This is a genomic window from Cohnella hashimotonis (genome assembly GCF_030014955.1).
Lineage (GTDB): Bacteria > Bacillota > Bacilli > Paenibacillales > Paenibacillaceae > Cohnella > Cohnella hashimotonis.
This window is the reverse complement of the sequence record NZ_JAGRPV010000001.1, coordinates 8,256,006-8,274,296: the sequence shown is the minus strand read 5'-3', so window position 1 is coordinate 8,274,296 and position 18,291 is coordinate 8,256,006. Positions and strand designations below refer to the sequence as shown.

Sequence of the window (18,291 nt, the reverse complement as noted above, 5' to 3'; positions counted from 1 at the left end):
TCGTGACGATTGCGCTTCCCGATTCGGGACACTTTCCGCTTACAGTTAGTGGGGAAACTTCACCAGCTTTACAAGCTTTACAACCCCCATCAAAGGAGAGATTCGCATGTCGTTCCAAAGTCAACTCTTGCTCTCGGCCAACTTGTGGTTCGGGATCTCGCTGCTCGTCTTCGTCGCCTTCCGGTTCGCCCGCCTGCGCGAAGGACGGAGCTTCCGCAGACGCGGCCATGATTGATAAACCTTACCGCCTTGTCATCGTCCTCTCGGCCGGGCTCGTCGCCTGGACGCTTCTGAACCGGTTCGCGATCGATCCCGGCGCCGTCTCCTTTCTCTCGCACAAGACCGGCATCGCGCATCAGCTGCGGCTGCCGGCATGGCTGCGCGTGCTCGATATCCATATTGCATTCGCCTGTCTGGCGCTTCTGGCGGGAGCGCTTAACTTCGCGAACCCGCCCGCTCGCGGACGCAGACGCCGGCACCGGTCCGTCGGGTACGCTTATATAATAAGCGTACTTGGAGTCTGCATCACGTCCGGGTACATGGCGCCTTACGCTACCGGAGGACGTCCGGTCTCGATGGCGTTTAACTTGCTGAACCTGATCTGGATCGCCGTGACGGTTACCGCGCTGGTGCAAATCAGACGCCGGCAGGTCGTCCGGCACCGCCAATGGATGATCCGCAGCTACGCGTTCTGTTTCACGAATGTGACCATTCACCTGGCGGAAACGGTGCTGACGCGCCTGCTCGGCATGCGCTACGAGACGGCGTACGCCGTCAGCGTCTATGCCACGATCCTGATCCTGATCGCGATCGCGGAGCTCATCGTCCGGCGGACTGCCGGGAAGCCGCAGAAGACCGGGACGTTCACGCACCAGTAGCGCTTAAACGCCAAAAAACGGCTCCCGTGGGGGAGCCGCGCTTTTCAACCGTAATGCTATTTAAAAATAACGAATTTTAAATGCTTCTCTTTTAAATATTTGATGATGGCGGGCAATGCCTCCACGGTATGCTTGTCCTCGTGCATGACATACACGCCGCCGGCGGACTCAACCTCGCGGAAGTACCGGATGATATCCTCGGCGTTCTTGGCGTTCCAATCCTCCGGATCCCGATTCCACAGGAGCGTCTTCATCCGCTGCTTCGCGGCTGTGGAGGCGAGCACGTCATTGACGGCGCCGTAGGGCGGCCGGAATAGGGTCACCGGTACCTTCGTCAGAGATTCCAGCAGGTCGCTCGTCATGGACAGATTTTTGCTCTGCTCCTTCGCCGAGGCTTTGGTCAGCACGCTATGATCCCAGGAGTGGTTCCCGATCGACATACCGTGCGCGTGCGCGTAGACCACGCCTTCCGGATGGCGCTCCGCGTTTTTCCCGACGAACAGGAATGTCGCCGCAATCTTGTGATCGGTCAAAATGTCCACGATCTTCTTCGTGAGCGGGGAAGGTCCGTCATCGAAGGTCAAAGCGACCTCGTCCTTGGGCAGTCCGTAAAATTTCTTCTTCTCGTCGATGTCCACGATGACGTACCCGGTTGCCTTGGCGCCCTGTTGGAGCGAAGCTTGCGCCTGCGCCGTCTGCGCGACGGGATCCGCCGTCACTTGCGCGTGGGCATCCCCGTGATCGTCTGCATGGACATCGGCATAGGTCGCCGTATCCTTCAAGGTGTCCCCCGAAGCGATCGGCACCGTCGGGGCGCTAGGCGCAGCAACGCTGATCGGCTTCGCCGCCGCTCCTCGTCCCTCTCCGCCCGGCAGCGCATCCGCCTTCCCGCCGGCCGAGACGTAAAGAACGGCCACCGCCCCGCACAGCAGCAGGAGAATCAGCGCGGATAGCCGCGAACGTTGGGCCGCAACCCGGCGCAAGAGCGGAGCTAGGCGACGGACCGGCTGTCCTTGCCTGCTCTCGCGATCTGCGCCGCCGGTCGCGAGCGGCAAAGGTTCAGCCTGCAGAATCCGGCGGACCTGTTCCATATACGCCTCGCTGCATGCAAAATACAGCGTGTCTCTCGACGCGCTCGTCGTCTTGATCAGCGCGCTATAATAAGTCTGCCGGTACGGATCCCACTTGGGGTATGGCGAGAGCCTCGCCCTGCCGCCGTCCAGCGGCCGCAAGGCTTCCAGTTCCGAATAAGTATGCTCGTCGATATCGATCTCGTATGTATCCTGCCTGTCCTCGCGGGCCACGCCTAATTCAATCCGGTGCCTGCCGTCAGAGGTCCGCACGAGCGACAGCAGCTCCATTACCTGTATGCTGTAGGTTTCCATGCCTTCGCCCTTCTGTTCCCGATCCCGATTCTAAAGCCTTAGTCGGCGGAGACGTTATCCAGCTGGCCTGCGCTCGATGCGAACGGAGAGGAGAGCCGGTTGGTGAAGTCGTTCACGATCGTCAGCAGATGCGTCTTCTCCTGACGCAGCGCTTCGAACTTCTGCTTCATCTGGGCGAGCTCCGCTTCGAGCCGCTCGTTTTTTTCCTCAAGCTCGCCGATCTTCCTGTTTTTCTCCGCGGAGGTACCGTTGTACTTCTGGAGCAAGCCGCCATAGTTCTGGCGCTCAAGCTCGACGATGCCCTTGAGCTCCTCGATCTCGCCGGTAAGCGCGGCCTGCAGCTCCCGGTAATCCTCCATCATCTGATCCACCTTCAGGTTCTTGTCGAGCAATCGCTGCTCTAGCTCCTGAATGCTTTTCTCGCGCTCCTCGACCACCTTGCCCAGATTTTTAAGGTCCCGGTTCAGCCTGTCCGTCTGGCCGTTCGCATGGCTCAGCCGGTCCTGCAAATCCTGGTGGCTCATCTCGACATGCTGCTTTTCCTTGATCATTTGTTCGACGGCGAAAATAAGATCGAGCGACTTTTTATCCATATGGCTCTTCTGAACTAGAACGGCGCCCGGCGACTCTTGAATCGGCCCAGGCGCCGCCGCCGCGAAGGATGCCCCCTCAGCCCGCGTCTCGTCCGGTTCCTTGCTCAAGCCTCTGTCATCGCGCGAAGGCTGCTGCTCCGCGCCGTTCTTCTTTTTAAGGAAGGGAGAAAACATCGAAGAATTCACCTTTTCTGAATAAATGTTGATTCATGTCGAAATATGTTTCCTTCATTATAGATGAATTTTCCAATTTATTTGCGGGGCCGAAGTACCTATTTGTATACCGAGGTTTAGGCTAAAAGAAGGGGGATTCGGGATGATCGCGCAAATCGTACCATTGCGGATATATCTGAAGCTTGATTTGTGCGGAACGCCTGCCGGCATCGCGTTCGACAGACCTTCCATTGGCCCGCGTACCGTCGAGCGCATCGTTCCTTCGCCGCAATGCCTGCAAATCTGCATCTTTTTATGCCGATGTCGACCCGTTAAACAGGATGGATGCAAAAGCGCAGGTATTTTCCGCCTTCGGCCCGATTTCCGGCTTGCGCTTTGCATTTACCTGCATATTTGCAGGTATTCATCGCGTATCGCGCGTCGGCAGAAAATACATGTACATTTGCAGGCTTTTTAAACCGCCAAACTTCCGAGAGCGCGGGCACCAGGATCGCACGCTTGATTTCCCGCTAATCGACGCTCAATTTGCTCCTCCAATAAAAAAAACCGCCGCCGGAATCGGCGGTGGGCCTGGAAGCTCTGGAGACGCGGCGTCAACCGTCCGTCTCGCGGATTTCTTTCTCCATGACAAAGTCGTCCATCACGTAGCCGTTCCCGATATCCGCGATCCGCTCGCGCACTTTTTTAAAGCCTTTCTTTTCGTACACCGCGATCGAGCCTTCGTTGTGCCGGTTGACCGTCAGCCAGACGGCGCCGAGTCCCCGCTCCCGGCACAGCCGCATCATAAAAGCCATGGCGCGGCTCGCATAGCCGTGCCCCCGATGCGCCTTCAAGACGTACAGCTTGCTCAGGAACAGCTTGCCGCCTTCTGCCTTGACGGCCAGATAACCGACGTTAATCCCCTCTGCCTGCATCAGGTAATATTCATAACCCTGCTGCGCGATCTGATCCGCGATGGCGCCCGGCGACTGGAACTTATCCACCATATAGTCGATTTGCTCGAGGGACAGCAGCGCCCCATAGTATTCGTGCCAGATCTCCATGGCAAGACCGGCCACCGCAGCCGAATCTTCCGCTTGCACCGGACGGCATACCCATGCCTCTTGCGTCATTCGATACGAACCTCCCGCCTGTCTCATCGCCGATTCGAACGCTTCCCGCGCGAAAATGGTGCTTTACCGCGATTAGTTTGTCCATTCCAGGTCCGACGGCCTGTCATACCTTATTCTATCTCTAACCGAAGGGGGTGAACAACAATGTCAGTCGTCAGCTACAACGCAACGTCGGTCACTCCCATCACGGATGGCGTGCAAATTCCCGTACCTCAGACGCCTCAGGGGGTCGGCCTTGCTACCGTGATCGCTGCCGTCCCTTCCATCCCGAATACCGTCCAGCTCATGGCTTCGGTCGGCATCCGGGGCGACGCAGGCGTCGGGAGCGTATTGTTCCGTCTCTTCCGCGACGGGCATGAGATCTACTACTCGCGCCAAGGCATCGAATCCGGCTACGAGCAGTTCGCTGTCGTCACGCTCCAAGCCTTCGACAATGCGACGCCCGGACACCACGCTTACACGCTGTCCATCGAGAAGTTGACCGCCGGCTTAACAGCCACGGTCATCGGACCGATCAACCTCAGCGCCGCCGTTTATACCGTTTAATCAGGAAAGAAGGCAGTCCGCGCGGGTTCGCCGGGCTGCCTTTTTCATGTGCCTGCCGCCGCGCCCGCTGTTCCATCCGTGGTCCCCGGCTTCTAGTGCGAAGGCGCAGGCTGCGCAACCGGCTGGGCCTTCGGTTTGCTCCAGGCAAGGCGGGCAATGGCGATGCCCCAGGCAATGACGGCGATGAGCGCCAGATGAAGCGCAAACGAGGAGATCGAGCCGCCGCCGTAGACCAATCGGAAGAAGCCTTGGACGCCGTTGGACGCCGGCAAAAAGTCGCCGACATGGCGGTACGCGGGCGCCAGCATGGCTGCGGGAACGATATTCCCCGCGGTCATGAGCTGGAAGGGGATCAGCCCGGTGTTCACCAAGGCCGCCAGACCGCCGAACAGCGCGAAGGTCATTTGCGTGAGGCAGATGGATGCCGCATAGACCAGCATATGGAAACCCCACATCGCCCCGAAAGAAGCGGCAGGATCTATAAACAACCTGGCTATGCCTGTGGTCAGCAGAGACGCGAACACAGCCACCCCCGCATAGATGAGCTGCCTGGCCCAGAAAATCTGCCATTTCCCATGCCAGCGCCCCAGCATCATAGAGGCAATATTCAGTTGGATATTCATCGTCATCACGGCGATATACGTAATGAATCCCAGGATCATAGGCAGCATATTCGTTGCAAAATTGGATCGATCGTTCAAGGTGACGATGTTGGACGCCATATGCGCTTGAGACGAATCGCCATGCTGGCTCTGGCTCAGACTCGACGAGATTTGCGCCGCCGATGCGGACAGGATCCCATTCGCGGTCTCCGCACTGGTCTTGTTCAGATAGAACGTCAGCTTGCCCTGCCCGGCCTGCGCATCCGCGGAGAAGTTCGCGGGTATCGACACGATCATATCCGCCTTTCCATTGTTCAGCTTCTTCTGCGCCTCTTGCAGCGAGCTGTAGCTCGCATAATCGTAGGGCATTCTATTCCTGATTTCCTGCTCGATCGCCGCCCCGGCCTCGCCCCCCTCATTGACGATCCCCACTTTAAGCTGCCCTAGACGCTCCGTCGCGCCGTTATAACCCGTCATCCACACGACGGAGAACAGCAACGGCAGGACAAAAGCAAAAGTAAGCCCGACCTTGGTCGGCAATAATTTAAAGAAACCTCTGAATGCGGCGATAACGGCGTTCATCGTGTACTCCCCCAATTAATAGCCCAGCCGATAATAGGCTGTGCATGTATTTGCGCAAAAAAATGCAGCTGGCGGGTCAGCTGTTCAAAGCCTGATTGAGCTTTCGAAGCAGCGCGGTAAGCTGATCGTTCCCCTCCGGCGTGATGAGGTTCACCAAATCGCCGTTCAAGCCCTGCATAACAGGCAACGTTTTCCCGTAAAGCGCTTTGCCCTCGGACGACAGGTACAGCAGAATCGCTCTGCGGTCCACCTGATCGGTTTTTCGGATGACGAGCTTTTTGTTCTCCAGCCGCTCGAGCGTCTTGCCGATGCTCGTCTGGTCCTTGCCGTGAAGCTCGGCGAGCGCTTTCTGCGTGATCCCCTCCTGCTTGTTCAGCTGATGGAGAATGCCGTATTGCTCCGGGGTGATGCCGAACCCTTCAAGCAAATGCGTCGCTTTCTTCTTATGCAGAAAATAGGCTCTCGACAATAAGTAGCCGATGGCGTCGTCGCTAAGATCCATCCCGTGCAAGCCCCCTCAAATACTAGCATGGCCTATTATCTCTTAAATTCAGCATAAAAGTCAATCGTGCAAATATGCCGAACATACCTGCAAACGGCGATGCGCGCCAAAAAACCTCCGCTTGCGGCGGAGGTTTTCCTGTTCTGCTTTTCGGTTTGGGCGGGATGTGGCTTCCGCCCGCCCGCGGAGCGCGAAACTTATTGCTGCGGCGCCATGTTGTTGTAGATGCGCGTCGCGTTGACCTTGCCGGAGCTGACGTCTTCGCTCGTGAAGCCCGACACGATGTTGCCGACCTTGAATTCCTTCTGCAGCAGCTCATCGGACGGCTCTGCTGCCGTCGGGCCGTCGATGCCCATGGCGGTGTCCGGCGTGACGGTCACCCAGAGATCGCCCACCTTGAAGCTCTTGCCGTCCGCGCTTACTTCAGAAATGACGCCGTCGATGTTGACCATCGCTTTTCCTTTGATGGGAGCCTCCTCCTTTGCCGGTGCCATGTTGTTGTAGATGACGTCCGCCGTCACGCGGCCCGAAGCCACATCCTGGGAAGTAAAGCCGGACACGATGTTGCCGACCTTGAATTCCTTCTGCAGCAGCTCTTCGGAAGGCGCGGTGGCCGTCGGTTCATTACTGCCCAGCTTCGTCTGATCCGTGATTTCTACCCACAGATCGCCGACCTTGAAGCTCTTGCCGTCCGCACTCACCTCGGTGATGACGCCGTCGATGTTAACCTGTACCTTGCCCATGATCGGCGGCTTCTCGGACACGATCTGGGAAGGCTGCGCCGTCGCCGACGGAGAAACGGTTGGGGAAGCGACCGAATCCTTCGTCGGACCGTTCTGATTGATTGCGAAAATGCCCACCGCCAGTACCGCGCACGCCGCTACTCCAACCGTCCAACCCGTTAACGTCTTTTTCTTCGCCTTTTCCATTTTAGCCATCTCCTTGGATTGTATTTGATTAACCTGGCCGCCCGGCTCCGTCTTTTCCATTTCTCGCATTAACTTCTGATACGTGGCCTCGTTAAAGTCCTCGCTTGTTTTCAACTGAGACATCGCGGATTTATATACTGAACGCTTCATCCTCTGCGCCTCCGATCTTCTCTTTTAACAGCATCCGTCCTCTGGCGAGCCAGGTCCCGACCGTGGCGGGCTTGGCCTGCAAAATGTCCGCGATCTCCTGGATCGAGTAGCCTTCGTAGTAGTGCAGGTGAATCGGAATCCGGTATTTCTTGTCCAGCGCGAGCACGGCCTGCAGAACCTCGTTCTCTTCCCGCGGGAGGTAGCTCAGGTTTTCGGGAACCGGATTGCGGCTTCTGAACCAGCCCGCTTTGAGCATGTTTTTGCTTTTATTGATCGTCGTGCGGATCAGCCACGCTTTTTCGTGTTCGTTATTTTCGAATACCGGGCGCTTCTGCAGATAGGCGAGGAACACGTCCTGCGCCACCTCTTCCGCATCGGCCATATTTTTCAAGTAGGCGAAGGCGATTTTGATCAGACTTTGCGAATATCGATCCAAGGCCCGTCGCACAGATTCATTGAGCTCAAATGAATTGTACACCTCAGCACCTCCTTTCCCTTTGAATACAACTGAGGGTGCGGATATTTTTCACGACGTGATGATTTTTTTTTAAAATGATTGGCTTTCTCGACTCTATTTACACGCTATAGACGCACGGAACGGCCGATACGGATGCAAAAAAGAAACGGCGGCCCAGTAAAACTGCTGGAACCGCCGTTTCCTATGGAATCCTCACTCGCTCAAATGCACTTCATACAAGCGATCCGGTTCATCGCGCTGTATATTTTGTACAAATCAGGCTTTGAATCGACCGATCGATTGCTGCAGCTCCTGCGCCATCTTGCTGAGGGCTTCGGCCGAAGCGGACACTTCCTCCATCGCCGCATTTTGTTCTTCCGACGAGGCGGCTACGTTTTGCATATTGGCGGCGGATTGCTCGGCAATGCCGGCTACGTCTTCCATCCATTTAACCATGCTCTGCGCGCTTGCGTTCACTTGCTCTGCGATCGAAGCGACGTCATGCGACTCGACGGCCGCCTGTTCGACGGCGTCTGCGATAAGCGAGAAGGATTCGCCCGACCGGTTCACAAGCTCGATGCCCGCTCTGACGACGGCCGTCCCCGCATCCATCGCCTGCACCGCTTTGTCGGCTTCGTCCCGTACCTCTTGAATCAGCTCGCGGACTTGACCGGCGGCCTCGGTGGACTGCTCGGCCAGCCGCCTTACCTCGCTGGCCACGACGGCAAAGCCGCGTCCATGCACGCCGGCCCGCGTAGCCTCGATGGCGGCATTCAAGGACAGGATGTTCGTCTGGGCGGCTATGTCCGCGATCATCGCGGCGATCTGATGGATCGCTTTGGACTTCTCGCTCAAGGCGTATACGACGGCCGCCGTCTCGCTGACCGAGCCGCTCATGAGGTTCATCTGCGCGACCGCCCGTCCCACGACCTGATTGCCGGCATCCGCTTTGTCTTTGGCATCGGCGTTGAGCGCCGCCACGCGCTGGATAGAGGACGCGGCTTGCTCCATTCCCTCCGAGATCTCTTCCGCCGCTTGGGCCGCCGCCGTTACATTGGATACTTGCTGGGCTGCACCCTCGGCCACTTCCTGGATCGATGCCGAGATTTGCTCGGTGGCTTTGCTCGTCTGTTCGGCACCGGCCGACAACTGCTCGGAGGTAGACGCGACCTGGTCGGTATTCATGCCTACTTCGCGGACGAGCTGCCGCAGATTGGACTTCATCAGGTTGAAGGAAGCCGCCAGCCGGGCGATTTCATCTTTATTTTTCACTTGAATGTCCGGCTGCGTCAGATCGCCCGAAGCGATCTTCTCCGCTCCGCCCACCAGCGCCAGAATCGGGCCGGAGATGACGCGGGAGATAAGCAGCGCGATGGCGACCGCCAGCAGCAAGGAAATGACGCTAAGCGCGAGCACGGTCAGGATGACGGACGATACCAGCCGTGAATTCGCTCGATTGCCTTCATCCATGAATCGGGACTGGTCCTGGGCGATCCGGTCCGCCGACTCCCCGATCTTCACGGTGATGGGCAATGCCTTGTCCACGAAATGCTGCTTCGCCGTCGCCGAATCGGTCCGCAAAAAGGCGAGCACCGTGTCCGACTCTTTTTTGAACGCGGCATTCAGCGCGGCCAGCTCCTGCAGTGTCTCCTTCGTCTCTTCGCGTCCGGACAATTTTTGAGCCGTTTGAATCGCCTCGTCAAGGCTGGATATCGCCTTCGCAAGCGCCCCGTAGGCGCCCTTCTCCTGAAGCAGCGCGCTGCGCAGACTGCCGTTTTCTTTGGACGCCAAGCTTTGAATTTCTTTAGCCTGCACCAGAATCGCGGACCTGCGGCCGATGAGGTCCGAATAAGAATCGTTGACGCGCTGGATCTGAACGTACGAGATGGCGCTTATGATGCCAATAAGAAGGATGACGCCCAAAAAACCGGTCAATATTTTTTTCCGGATCGTAAAATTCATAACCCGCCTCCACCACAGTATTATAAGTACATATGTTATTATATATTGTAATAATAATTGTAAAACAATTCTAAACATTTTGTCCCAGAAATAGCGCTTTCAATCGGATAAAAGACAAAAAGACACCTTCGGCGGGTGTCTTTTTATACGTGATTGACTTTCGGTATCCGGAGGAATGCAATCGGGACGAAATGCCGAAATCCAGCTTCAGCCCGATTACCGGCCGATTACGACCGTTCGTCGTACAGAGAGGTATCCAATGCCCGAACGAATGGTGTCCATTCTCCCGCCGCATAGAGCAGCAGCCGGTGCATCGCGCGCGTGCAGGCCGTGTAGAAGAGCTTGCGCTCGCTCTCCCGGCCGTAAGTCGCCTCGGACGCATCGTAGATGAGCACGGCGTCGAACTCGACGCCCTTCGCGAGGTACGCGGGCAGCACCAGCGTCCCCTTCTCGAAGGTCGGCGTCTCCTTCGTGACGAGCCGCAGCGACGGGCAGCCCTGCGCGCGCAGCGCCTCGTAGGCTTCGGCGCTCTCGGCCGCCGTCTTCGCGATGACGGCGATGGAGGCGTAGCCCTCGTCCCGCAGCGCTGCGACGTCCGCCGCCATCCGCGCCGCGGACTGCTGGCGGCTCGCGGTCTTCGCGAGCCGCGGCTTCGGCCCGCTTCGCTCGAAGGGCACGATCTCCCGGCCGTCCGGCAGCAGCTCCCGCGCAAACGCCACGATCTCGCGCGTCGACCGGTAGCTGCGAACCAGCCGGATGAGGCTGGTATCCGACTCTCCGTACAGTCGGATCAGCGGCGAATCCGCGCCATGCAGCTCCGTCGCCTGCGTGAAGATCGCCTGCCCGAAGTCGCCGAGCACCGTCATCCGGGCCCGCGGAAACAATCGTTTCAAAAATTCATATTGAAACACCGAGTAGTCCTGCCCCTCGTCGACGAAAACATGCCGGATCTCCGTATTCGTCCGAACGCCCTCGACGAGCTCCTTCAAATACAAGTACGGCGTCGCATCCTCATAGAAAAGCTCGAGCTTGCCCAGCTTTTCCCGGGTCTGCTCGCAGATGTCGTCCCACAACGCCGGAACCTTCGTCTCGCCCGACATGGCAAGATAAGCCTCTCTGCCGCCGAACAGCTGGGCATACAGCCCGGTCGTGTCGATAAACCGCAGCCGCTTGACGCTTCGCCGGAGCGGTTTGAATTGCTCCTGTACGACCTGTTTGCGCAGCAGCGCTTCCTCTCTCTCGGCATAGTCGAAGTCGCTCTCGTCCCGCCGGCTCCGCCCCTGCAACCGCTCTTGGACCTGCTCATACCGCTCGGCGAAGTCGAACACGCCCCGATCCTGATGCAGCTCGCGGAATGCGGCGGCATAATCGTCCTTGTCGAGATAATCGAGCTCATCCTGCACCCACAGCGCCTCCCGCTCCTCGCGCTCGAGCACGGAGAGCTCCTTTAACAGCCACTCTTGAAGCATGGCGATTCGGTTCGCCACGTTGATGGCTGCGTCGTAGGCGTAGAACTGCGCCTCCATGCGTTCCGCGGGGATCAGATCGCGATCGCGGAACCGGATGCCGAGAAACCGCATGCCCGATCGCCCCAGCCATCCCGCATAACCCCGAAGGGCATGAAGAAACGCGGCGGACGCCTTGTAGGCAATCCCCTTAAGCCGGGCTTCGTACGCGCGCGAAGATGAATCCGACAGCACGTATTCGATCTGATCGAACGGGTCCTCCGGACGCAGCCCCGCGCCTAGACCGATCTCCAGGTACTCCTGGAACGTTGTCTGCTGCATGTTCTCTTCGCCGAGCTCGGGGAGCACGGTGGATACGTAACTGTTGAACATCGGATTGGGCGAAAAAAGGACGATCTGGTCCGCTTTGAGTCGTTCGCGGTGCTTATAGAGCAAGTACGCGACCCGCTGCAGCGCCGCGGACGTCTTGCCGCTGCCCGCCGCGCCCTGCACGATAAGCATCCGGCTCTTGTCGTCGCGGATGATGGCGTTCTGCTCCTTCTGAATGGTCGCCACGATGGTCTTCATCTGCGCATCCGCGCCGTGGCCGAGCACCTGCTGCAGCAATTCGTCGCCGATCGTCAGGCTCGTATCGAACACATTGAGCAGTCGGCCGTCGCGGATCTGATATTGCCGCTTCAGCTCCATCGTCCCGCTCACGAGTCCGCCCGGCGTATCGTAAAAGGCAGGTCCCGGGGAGTGATCGTAGTACATGCTCGCGATCGGCGTGCGCCAGTCGTACACCAGAAACTGCAGGCCGTCCGATTCGACGAAGGACGATACGCCGATGTACACCTGTTCGCTGAAGCCTAGACCGTCCTCGCTGAAATCGATGCGGCCGAAGTATGGCGAAGGCAGAAGCCGGTTCAAGCCTTTCCATTGCTGGAATCGCAGACGATAGCTTCGTTCCCGCTCCGACAACAGCGCCTCTTGCTGCTTGATGCTGTAGAAGGTCTCTTCGAAGTCCTCGTCGGTGGCGGTGTTCACCGTCACTTCTTCCCAGAACCGCTTGCGAAGGTCTCCCGCCTGGTTCCGCAAGCCGTCCGCTTCCGGCTCCAGCTCGGCGATCCTCGCCCGCAGCTTTTCCGTTACCTCGTCCAGACGCGCCTGCTCTTGGTTCCAATCCTGTTCGTTGATCATATAGCCGATCCCGCCCCTTCCGTCGATGGGTAGAAAAAGAACGTTTGACAATCCATAAACCCACGTGGTATGATTATTATGAAGGTAACATGCAATACTTGTGAGTTTATTTAAAAAAAGTCAGTGGTTTCTTATCATACCACGGCTCCGCTTGCGATGCAATCGAATATATACATATACCGGCTGATGCCGGTTTTTTTTGTTTTAATGCTTGTACTAGGGAACGAACTACGGAGGGGGATATGAAAATGGAGACCTCGTTCACGCGCAAACTCGGCATCGCCTATCCGATCGTGCAAGCGCCCATGGCGGGCGGACCCGCCACGCCCCAATTGGCAGCCGCGGTGTCTAATGCCGGCGGACTGGGCAGCCTGGGCGCGGGCTACTGGTCGCCTGCGCAGATCCGCGACGCGATCCGGGAGGTCAGGCGGCGGACGGATCGCCCCTTCGCCGTGAATCTGTTCGTTCCCGAGCAGACGAGGGTAAAGGCGACGGCGGATGAGATCGCCGGCATGAACGCGCATCTGAACGCTTATCGATCCAAACTGGGCATCGCGCCGGATCCCGCTTTTTCATCGTTTGCCCCGTCGTTCGAAGATCAGGTGCAGGTGCTGCTGGAGGAGGAAGTGCCGGTATTCAGCTTCACCTTCGGCATCCCATCGCCGGAAGCGATACAAGCGATGAAGCAGCGAGGGATCGTCATCGTCGGCACGGCGACGACGGTCGCGGAAGGCATTCGCCTGGAAGCGGCCGGGGTGGACGCGATCGTAGCCCAAGGCAGCGAAGCCGGCGGGCATCGCGGCACGTTCCTGAGCGAAGCCGCAAACGCGCTGATCGGCACCTTGGCGCTCGTGCCCCAGCTCGCGGAGCAGGTGTCGGTGCCCGTGATCGCATCGGGCGGCATCATGGACGGACGCGGACTCGCGGCGAGCCTCGCGCTCGGGGCGTCGGCCGTGCAAATGGGCACCGCGTTTCTCGCGAGCCCGGAGAGCGGCGCCCACTCGGCGCACAAGCGGCTGGTCCTGTCGTCCGCCGAAGACGCCACGGCGATTACGGACGTGTACTCGGGCAAAGCCGCGCGCGGCATTCGCACGGACTTCATGCGGGACATGAGCGGCTACCAAGGCGCCATTCCCGACTATCCGATTCAAAATGCGCTGACGAGAGACATTCGTCAAGCAGCCGCTCAAGCGAACGATCCTTCGCTCATGTCCCTCTGGGCCGGCCAGGGTCTGCGGCTGGCGACGGAACAAGCGGCAGCGGATATCGTCAAACGAACGATCGCGGAAGCGCAGGCCGCCATCGGAAAGTTAAGCGGACTCGCCGGAACGGGCGGGGTCTGAGCGAGACGCAGTATCGACACATAGCAAAAGCCGAGCCAGCTCCTCTAAAGAGAGTGCAGCTGCCCGGCTTTTTTTCATAACATCAACTCACTTGGGTATGCGCGAACTGATTGTTGTACATGTCGGCGTAGAACCCGTTTTGCTGTAACAGCTCCTCGTGCGTGCCTCGTTCGACGATCTCGCCGCCCTGGATAACCAGGATCGCGTCCGCTTCCTGAATCGTGCTGAGCCGGTGGGCGATGACGAAGCTCGTTCTCCCCTGCATCAGCAGCTTCATTGCTTCTTGGATGTGAAGCTCCGTCCGCGTATCCACATTGCTCGTCGCCTCGTCGAGGATCAGAATCGCGGGATTCGCGAGCACCGCGCGGGCGATAGTCAGCAGTTGACGCTGCCCTTGGCTCAGATTGCCGCCTTCTGCATTCAGATGCGTGTCGTAGCCGTCATGCAGCTTGCGGATAAAGGCGTCGGCACCCACGTGCCGGGCCGCAGCCTCCACCTCTTGATCGGTAGCCCCCAGGCGGCCGTAGCGGATATTGTCCCGGATCGTTCCGGAAAATACGTATGCATCCTGCAGTACGAGCCCGATCTGCGCTCTCAGCGCCTCTTTGTCGAGTTCCCGAATCTCCTGCCCGTCGATCAGAATCCGGCCGGACTGGATGTCGTAGAATCGCGTCAGCAAATTGATGATCGTCGTCTTACCCGCCCCCGTAGGACCGACGAGCGCGATCGTCTGCCCGGGCTCCGCGTGAAGGGACAGCTGCCTCAGCACGGGCACTTCCGGTTTGTAGCTGAAGTCCACCCGGTCGAACACGACGTCGCCCCGAATCGGACGGCTGGCCCCTCCGGCAGCCTCACGCCGGACCTCGTGCGAGGTTTCAGGCTCCAGATCCAGCACCTCGAAGACGCGCTCGGCGCCCGCGACGGCCGACTGGAACAGATTGTACTGGTTGGCGAGCTGGTTGATCGGCTGGCTGAATTGGTTCGAATAGTTCAGGAAGCTGACGATGACGCCGATCGTGATCAGGTCGTGATAAGCGAATACGCCGCCGAATACCGCGATGATGAGAAACGTCAGGTTCCTCATCGTATTCATCATCGGTCCCATCGAGCCGGACAGACTCTGCGCCTTGATGCCGACCGCACGCAGCCGCTCGTTGATCTCGCGGAACCGCTCGATCGAGCGGGCTTCGTTTCCGAACGTCTTCACGACCTTCAGGCCCGAGATGCTCTCCTGTACGAAGCCGTTCACTTCTCCGAGCTGCTTCTGCTGCTCCGTGAAGTAGCGGCGCGTGTACTTCGTGACTTTCTTGGTGATGAAAACGATAAGCGGCACCGTAAGAACCGTGATGAGCGTCATCCAGACGCTCAGACTGAGCATCATGACGACGCTGCCCACGAGCATGAGCACGCTGGCAATGAGCTGGACGACGGTCTGGTTCAGCGTGTTGGACACGTTAGCGATATCGTTGACCGCCCGGCTCATCAGCTCACCGTGCGTCTTGCGATCGAAGAACGGCACCGGCAGCCGCTGGTACTGCTCGAACAGGTCGCTGCGCATATCCCGCACGGTATTTTGCGACAGACTCGACGCCATATACTGCTGAATCCAGGTGAATAACGCGCCCAGCACGTACACGCCGAACAGGATCATGCCCATGCGGAACATCCCGTCATATTGGCGTTTCACGATATAATCGTCGAACATCTTCCCGATCAGATAAGGACCGAGCAGCGAGAACAGCGTCGTCAAAACGGTGCAGGCGATCACCCATACGAGCGTGCTCCGCTGAAGCTTCAGATAGCCCCAGATTCTCCGCAGCGTGCCCGCGGTATCCTTCGACCGTACCTTCGGCACCTCGCCGGGCCGCGGGCCCGGTCCCGCGCGGAAGCCCATCTGATCGATGTTCGACGGCGTCTTGCTCGCATTCGCGTTAGACGGATTGGAGTTGCCGCCCGCCATCAAGACACCTCCCTTTTGCCGAATTGAGACCTGTAAATATCCCGATAGACCTCGCACTCGGCCATCAGCTCCGCATGCGTGCCGCTGCCTACGATCGCGCCGTCGTCCAGCACGATAATGCGCCGCGCCTCAATGACGGACGAGATGCGTTGGGCGATAAAAAACGTGATCGTGTCTTTCATCACTTCCTGCAGGGCCATGCGAAGCCGGCGCTCCGTGCCGAGATCGAGCGCGCTCGTGCTGTCGTCCATGATAAGAATCGGCGGCTTCACCAGCAGCGTCCGGGCGATCGAGAGGCGCTGCTTCTGCCCGCCCGACAGATTGACGCCCTTCTGGCCCAGCTGCGTGTCATAGCCGTCCGGCAGCTTGGCGATGAAGTCGTGCGCCTGCGCGATCTTGGCAGCCGCCTCGATCTCCGCTTGCGTCGCGTCGGGCTTGCCGAAGGCGATATTGCCGCGAATCGACCCGGTGAACAGGAACGACTCCTGCAGGATGATCCCGATCCGGCGGCGAAGCCCGTGCAGCGGCAGCTCGCGGATGTCCTTGCCGTCGATCCGGATGGCGCCGGACGTGACGTCGTACAACCGCGGAATCAGCTGGACAACCGTCGACTTGCCCGCGCCGGTGGCGCCGATGATGGCGACAGTGTCGCCGCGACCGGCTTCGATATTGATGTCCCGCAGGACCAGGTCCTTGGGATCGCTCGAGCCGTCGTAGGAAAAGGATACTTGCGCGAATTCCACGTGCGTGGCCGGGATCGGGTCCTCCGCTTCGCGCGCCTTGCCTTCAATGTGAGGCTGCGTCGTCAGCACCTCGCCGATACGCCTCGCGGACACATTGGCTTGCGACACGTTCATCAGCAGCCCGCTCACCATGAGCAGCGAAGACAGCACCTGTACGACATAGTTGACGAAGGCTACCAGGTCTCCGGCCTGAACGGAACCGATCGACACCAGGTCGCCGCCATACAGCAGGACGGTCACCATGCAGGCGTTCATGATAAGCGTCACGACGGGCGCGTTCAGCGCAATGAAGCGGGCCGCCCGGATGGAAATGGCCGTATAGTCCTCGTTGACCTCCCGGAACCGCCGCATCTCGTAGTCGGTTCGGACGAACGCTTTGACGACGCGAATGCCGGCCAGATTTTCCTGAATGCGCGTATTCACGGCATCCAGCCTGGCTTGAACGCCCGAGAACAGCGGGTTGGAAAAGCGGATGAGCACGATGAGCGCGGCGACCAGCACGATCAACGTGCCGAGCAGGAAGAGTCCCAGCCGCAGATTCATGAGCAGCGCCATCACGACGCTCCCGATGAGCAGGCTCGGCGCCCGGACCATGCCCTGCAGCGCCAGCTGCAGCAGGTTCTGGACCTGCACGACGTCGCTCGTCATGCGGGTGATAAGCGTTCCCGACTTGAACGCGTCCATGTTGTCGAACGAAAAGGCCTGCACCTTGGCGAACAGCGCCTCCCGCACGTCGGCGCCGAAGTTCTGCGAGGCGCGGCTCGCGAAGAGATTGCATCCGACGCCCGTGATCAGCGACAGGAGTGCCACCCCGACCATGAGGAATCCCGTTCGCTCGATGATGCCGAGATCGCGGTCCATGATGCCGAAGTTGACGATGTGCGCGGCCAGCCTGGGCTGGAGCAGATCGAAGAAGACTTCGAAAATCATGAACAGCGGTCCGAGAATGAGGAATTTCCAATAGGGTTTGAAATAAGCCCTTAAGCCCCACATTGGTTCAAGCTCCCCCTTCTTCGGTCTCCTGCGCCGTCGGTTCCGTCGGCGAGTCCCCGGACGATTCTCCGGGCGAGTCCGCCTCCTCTTCAGTCCGATGCAGCTCGAAGTGCCTGGTGTATTCGTCGATGATCTGCTCGATCGCCTTGAGCTCGCCGAGCAGGATCGTCTTGATCTCCCGGTATTCCGGCGCTTCCAGCTGCTGCCTCAGCGTTTTGCGCTTAACGTCGAGCATCTGCCAAAACTCCAGCGCCCGGCCGCGGCGAAACGTCTTCGCGCCATGATGATGCCTGCCTTTATGACCGCCCTCGCAGTCTCTATCGCCTCTTCCTTTATGGTCACGCATCTATATACACGCTCCTTTATGTATACAATTGTATACACATGATGTTTTAGTGTCAAAGTGAAAAGAGACTGTTTGTCCGGGTTAGGATATGACCACTGGAAACAGTGCCTGGTGGTTGGGTGTGCAGCCGCTTGTGAAATATGGACGAATGGTCGCAGTTTGGCGAGATTGCGATGTGGCAGGGCATCGAGTGCTGCTCATGGGCAGTACTTGGCGAGGGCACGGGGCCTTGATGCATCAAGTGCTGCTCTAGGGCAGTAGTGGGCTGGGGCACAGGGCTTTGGCGCTTCAAGCGCTGCTCAAGGGCAGTAGTGGACTGGGGCACAGGGCTTTGGCGCTTCAAGCGCTGCTCTAGGGCAGTACTTGGCGGGGGCACGGGGATATGGCTT

17 protein-coding genes are annotated in these 18,291 nt (G+C 58.8%); 5 read left to right on the top strand and 12 right to left on the bottom strand.

The annotated features are described in order from the left end of the window. Positions 1-106: 106 nt before the first annotated feature. Together KB449_RS33090 and KB449_RS33085 are read left to right on the top strand one after the other, a co-directional pair. Positions 107-235 carry a hypothetical protein gene (locus KB449_RS33090; protein WP_282912416.1) on the top strand — a complete coding sequence of 43 codons (129 nt, stop codon included), beginning with the start codon at positions 107-109 and terminating at the stop codon, positions 233-235. Beyond that, entirely contained in the window at positions 228-878 is a 651-nt protein-coding gene (locus KB449_RS33085) for a DUF2306 domain-containing protein (protein WP_282912415.1), read from the top strand. The genes KB449_RS33090 and KB449_RS33085 overlap by 8 nt, the downstream gene beginning before the upstream one ends. Before the next feature lie 56 nt (positions 879-934). On the opposite strand, the gene KB449_RS33080 is transcribed toward KB449_RS33085, so the two are convergent. Both KB449_RS33080 and KB449_RS33075 read right to left on the bottom strand, forming a co-directional pair. Further along, positions 935-2,263: a polysaccharide deacetylase family protein gene (locus KB449_RS33080; protein ID WP_282912414.1), complete on the bottom strand. Its 1,329-nt coding sequence runs from the start codon at positions 2,261-2,263 to the stop codon at positions 935-937. A gap of 38 nt (positions 2,264-2,301) precedes the next feature. Next, the gene (locus KB449_RS33075; RefSeq protein WP_282912413.1) at positions 2,302-3,030 is read right to left on the bottom strand and encodes a hypothetical protein; all 729 of its coding nucleotides are present in this window, start codon (positions 3,028-3,030) and stop codon (positions 2,302-2,304) included. Between the two features lie 142 nt (positions 3,031-3,172). Here KB449_RS33075 and KB449_RS33070 point away from each other — a divergent pair, with 142 nt between their 5' ends. After that, the gene (locus KB449_RS33070) at positions 3,173-3,487 is read left to right on the top strand and encodes a hypothetical protein (RefSeq protein ID WP_282912412.1); all 315 of its coding nucleotides are present in this window, start codon (positions 3,173-3,175) and stop codon (positions 3,485-3,487) included. A 136-nt stretch (positions 3,488-3,623) separates the two neighbouring features. Here KB449_RS33070 and KB449_RS33065 read toward each other — a convergent pair whose 3' ends face one another. Then, a complete protein-coding gene (locus KB449_RS33065) occupies positions 3,624-4,142 on the bottom strand; it encodes a GNAT family N-acetyltransferase (protein WP_282912411.1) in 519 nt (172 codons plus the stop codon). A 144-nt stretch (positions 4,143-4,286) separates the two neighbouring features. Between KB449_RS33065 and KB449_RS33060 the strand changes: the two genes are divergently transcribed. Then, positions 4,287-4,688: an exosporium protein C gene (locus tag KB449_RS33060; protein ID WP_282912410.1), complete on the top strand. Its 402-nt coding sequence runs from the start codon at positions 4,287-4,289 to the stop codon at positions 4,686-4,688. Positions 4,689-4,780: 92 nt separating this feature from the next. Here the strand turns inward: KB449_RS33060 and KB449_RS33055 are convergent, their stop codons facing one another. From KB449_RS33055 to helD, 6 genes are all read right to left on the bottom strand, one after another. Then, the gene (locus KB449_RS33055) at positions 4,781-5,872 is read right to left on the bottom strand and encodes a YhgE/Pip domain-containing protein (RefSeq protein WP_282912409.1); all 1,092 of its coding nucleotides are present in this window, start codon (positions 5,870-5,872) and stop codon (positions 4,781-4,783) included. Between the two features lie 76 nt (positions 5,873-5,948). Then, entirely contained in the window at positions 5,949-6,374 is a 426-nt protein-coding gene (locus KB449_RS33050; RefSeq protein WP_282912408.1) for a MarR family winged helix-turn-helix transcriptional regulator, read from the bottom strand. A gap of 197 nt (positions 6,375-6,571) precedes the next feature. After that, a complete protein-coding gene (locus KB449_RS33045; RefSeq protein ID WP_282912407.1) occupies positions 6,572-7,453 on the bottom strand; it encodes a DUF5666 domain-containing protein in 882 nt (293 codons plus the stop codon). Continuing rightward, complete coding sequence (locus KB449_RS33040; protein ID WP_090116672.1) at positions 7,434-7,931, bottom strand: RNA polymerase sigma factor; 498 nt, start codon at positions 7,929-7,931, stop codon at positions 7,434-7,436. The genes KB449_RS33045 and KB449_RS33040 overlap by 20 nt, the downstream gene beginning before the upstream one ends. Positions 7,932-8,186: 255 nt before the next feature. Then, a complete protein-coding gene (locus KB449_RS33035) occupies positions 8,187-9,872 on the bottom strand; it encodes a methyl-accepting chemotaxis protein (protein WP_282912406.1) in 1,686 nt (561 codons plus the stop codon). Positions 9,873-10,099: 227 nt separating this feature from the next. Continuing rightward, positions 10,100-12,517 (bottom strand): RNA polymerase recycling motor HelD, encoded by a 2,418-nt coding sequence (helD, locus tag KB449_RS33030; RefSeq protein WP_282912405.1) that lies wholly within the window; start codon positions 12,515-12,517, stop codon positions 10,100-10,102. A gap of 242 nt (positions 12,518-12,759) precedes the next feature. Here helD and KB449_RS33025 point away from each other — a divergent pair, with 242 nt between their 5' ends. Then, positions 12,760-13,860, top strand: a complete 1,101-nt coding sequence (locus KB449_RS33025) for an NAD(P)H-dependent flavin oxidoreductase (protein WP_282912404.1) — start codon at positions 12,760-12,762, stop codon at positions 13,858-13,860. 82 nt (positions 13,861-13,942) lie between these two features. Here the strand turns inward: KB449_RS33025 and KB449_RS33020 are convergent, their stop codons facing one another. Genes KB449_RS33020 through KB449_RS33010 form a run of 3 tightly spaced genes read right to left on the bottom strand, consistent with a single transcriptional unit; the run spans position 13,943 to position 17,902 of the window. Continuing rightward, positions 13,943-15,820: an ABC transporter ATP-binding protein gene (locus KB449_RS33020; protein WP_282912403.1), complete on the bottom strand. Its 1,878-nt coding sequence runs from the start codon at positions 15,818-15,820 to the stop codon at positions 13,943-13,945. Continuing rightward, on the bottom strand, positions 15,820-17,556 hold the full coding sequence (locus KB449_RS33015; protein ID WP_282912402.1) for an ABC transporter ATP-binding protein: 1,737 nt from the start codon (positions 17,554-17,556) through the stop codon (positions 15,820-15,822). Before KB449_RS33015 ends, KB449_RS33020 begins: the two co-directional genes overlap by 1 nt. 4 nt (positions 17,557-17,560) lie before the next feature. After that, positions 17,561-17,902 (bottom strand): hypothetical protein, encoded by a 342-nt coding sequence (locus tag KB449_RS33010; RefSeq protein ID WP_282912401.1) that lies wholly within the window; start codon positions 17,900-17,902, stop codon positions 17,561-17,563. Positions 17,903-18,291: the final 389 nt, after the last annotated feature.

Bases quoted from the DNA above. Each gene is read 5' to 3' on its own strand.
- KB449_RS33090 (WP_282912416.1), top strand. From the start codon at position 107: ATGTCGTTCCAAAGTCAACTCTTGCTCTCGGCCAACTTGTGGTTCGGG.
- KB449_RS33085 (WP_282912415.1), top strand. From the start codon at position 228: ATGATTGATAAACCTTACCGCCTTGTCATCGTCCTCTCGGCCGGGCTC.
- KB449_RS33080 (WP_282912414.1), bottom strand. From the start codon at position 2,263: ATGGAAACCTACAGCATACAGGTAATGGAGCTGCTGTCGCTCGTGCGG.
- KB449_RS33075 (WP_282912413.1), bottom strand. From the start codon at position 3,030: ATGTTTTCTCCCTTCCTTAAAAAGAAGAACGGCGCGGAGCAGCAGCCT.
- KB449_RS33070 (WP_282912412.1), top strand. From the start codon at position 3,173: ATGATCGCGCAAATCGTACCATTGCGGATATATCTGAAGCTTGATTTG.
- KB449_RS33065 (WP_282912411.1), bottom strand. From the start codon at position 4,142: ATGACGCAAGAGGCATGGGTATGCCGTCCGGTGCAAGCGGAAGATTCG.
- KB449_RS33060 (WP_282912410.1), top strand. From the start codon at position 4,287: ATGTCAGTCGTCAGCTACAACGCAACGTCGGTCACTCCCATCACGGAT.
- KB449_RS33055 (WP_282912409.1), bottom strand. From the start codon at position 5,872: ATGAACGCCGTTATCGCCGCATTCAGAGGTTTCTTTAAATTATTGCCG.
- KB449_RS33050 (WP_282912408.1), bottom strand. From the start codon at position 6,374: ATGGATCTTAGCGACGACGCCATCGGCTACTTATTGTCGAGAGCCTAT.
- KB449_RS33045 (WP_282912407.1), bottom strand. From the start codon at position 7,453: ATGAAGCGTTCAGTATATAAATCCGCGATGTCTCAGTTGAAAACAAGC.
- KB449_RS33035 (WP_282912406.1), bottom strand. From the start codon at position 9,872: ATGAATTTTACGATCCGGAAAAAAATATTGACCGGTTTTTTGGGCGTC.
- helD (WP_282912405.1), bottom strand. From the start codon at position 12,517: ATGATCAACGAACAGGATTGGAACCAAGAGCAGGCGCGTCTGGACGAG.
- KB449_RS33025 (WP_282912404.1), top strand. From the start codon at position 12,760: ATGAAAATGGAGACCTCGTTCACGCGCAAACTCGGCATCGCCTATCCG.
- KB449_RS33020 (WP_282912403.1), bottom strand. From the start codon at position 15,820: ATGGCGGGCGGCAACTCCAATCCGTCTAACGCGAATGCGAGCAAGACG.
- KB449_RS33015 (WP_282912402.1), bottom strand. From the start codon at position 17,556: ATGTGGGGCTTAAGGGCTTATTTCAAACCCTATTGGAAATTCCTCATT.
- KB449_RS33010 (WP_282912401.1), bottom strand. From the start codon at position 17,902: ATGCGTGACCATAAAGGAAGAGGCGATAGAGACTGCGAGGGCGGTCAT.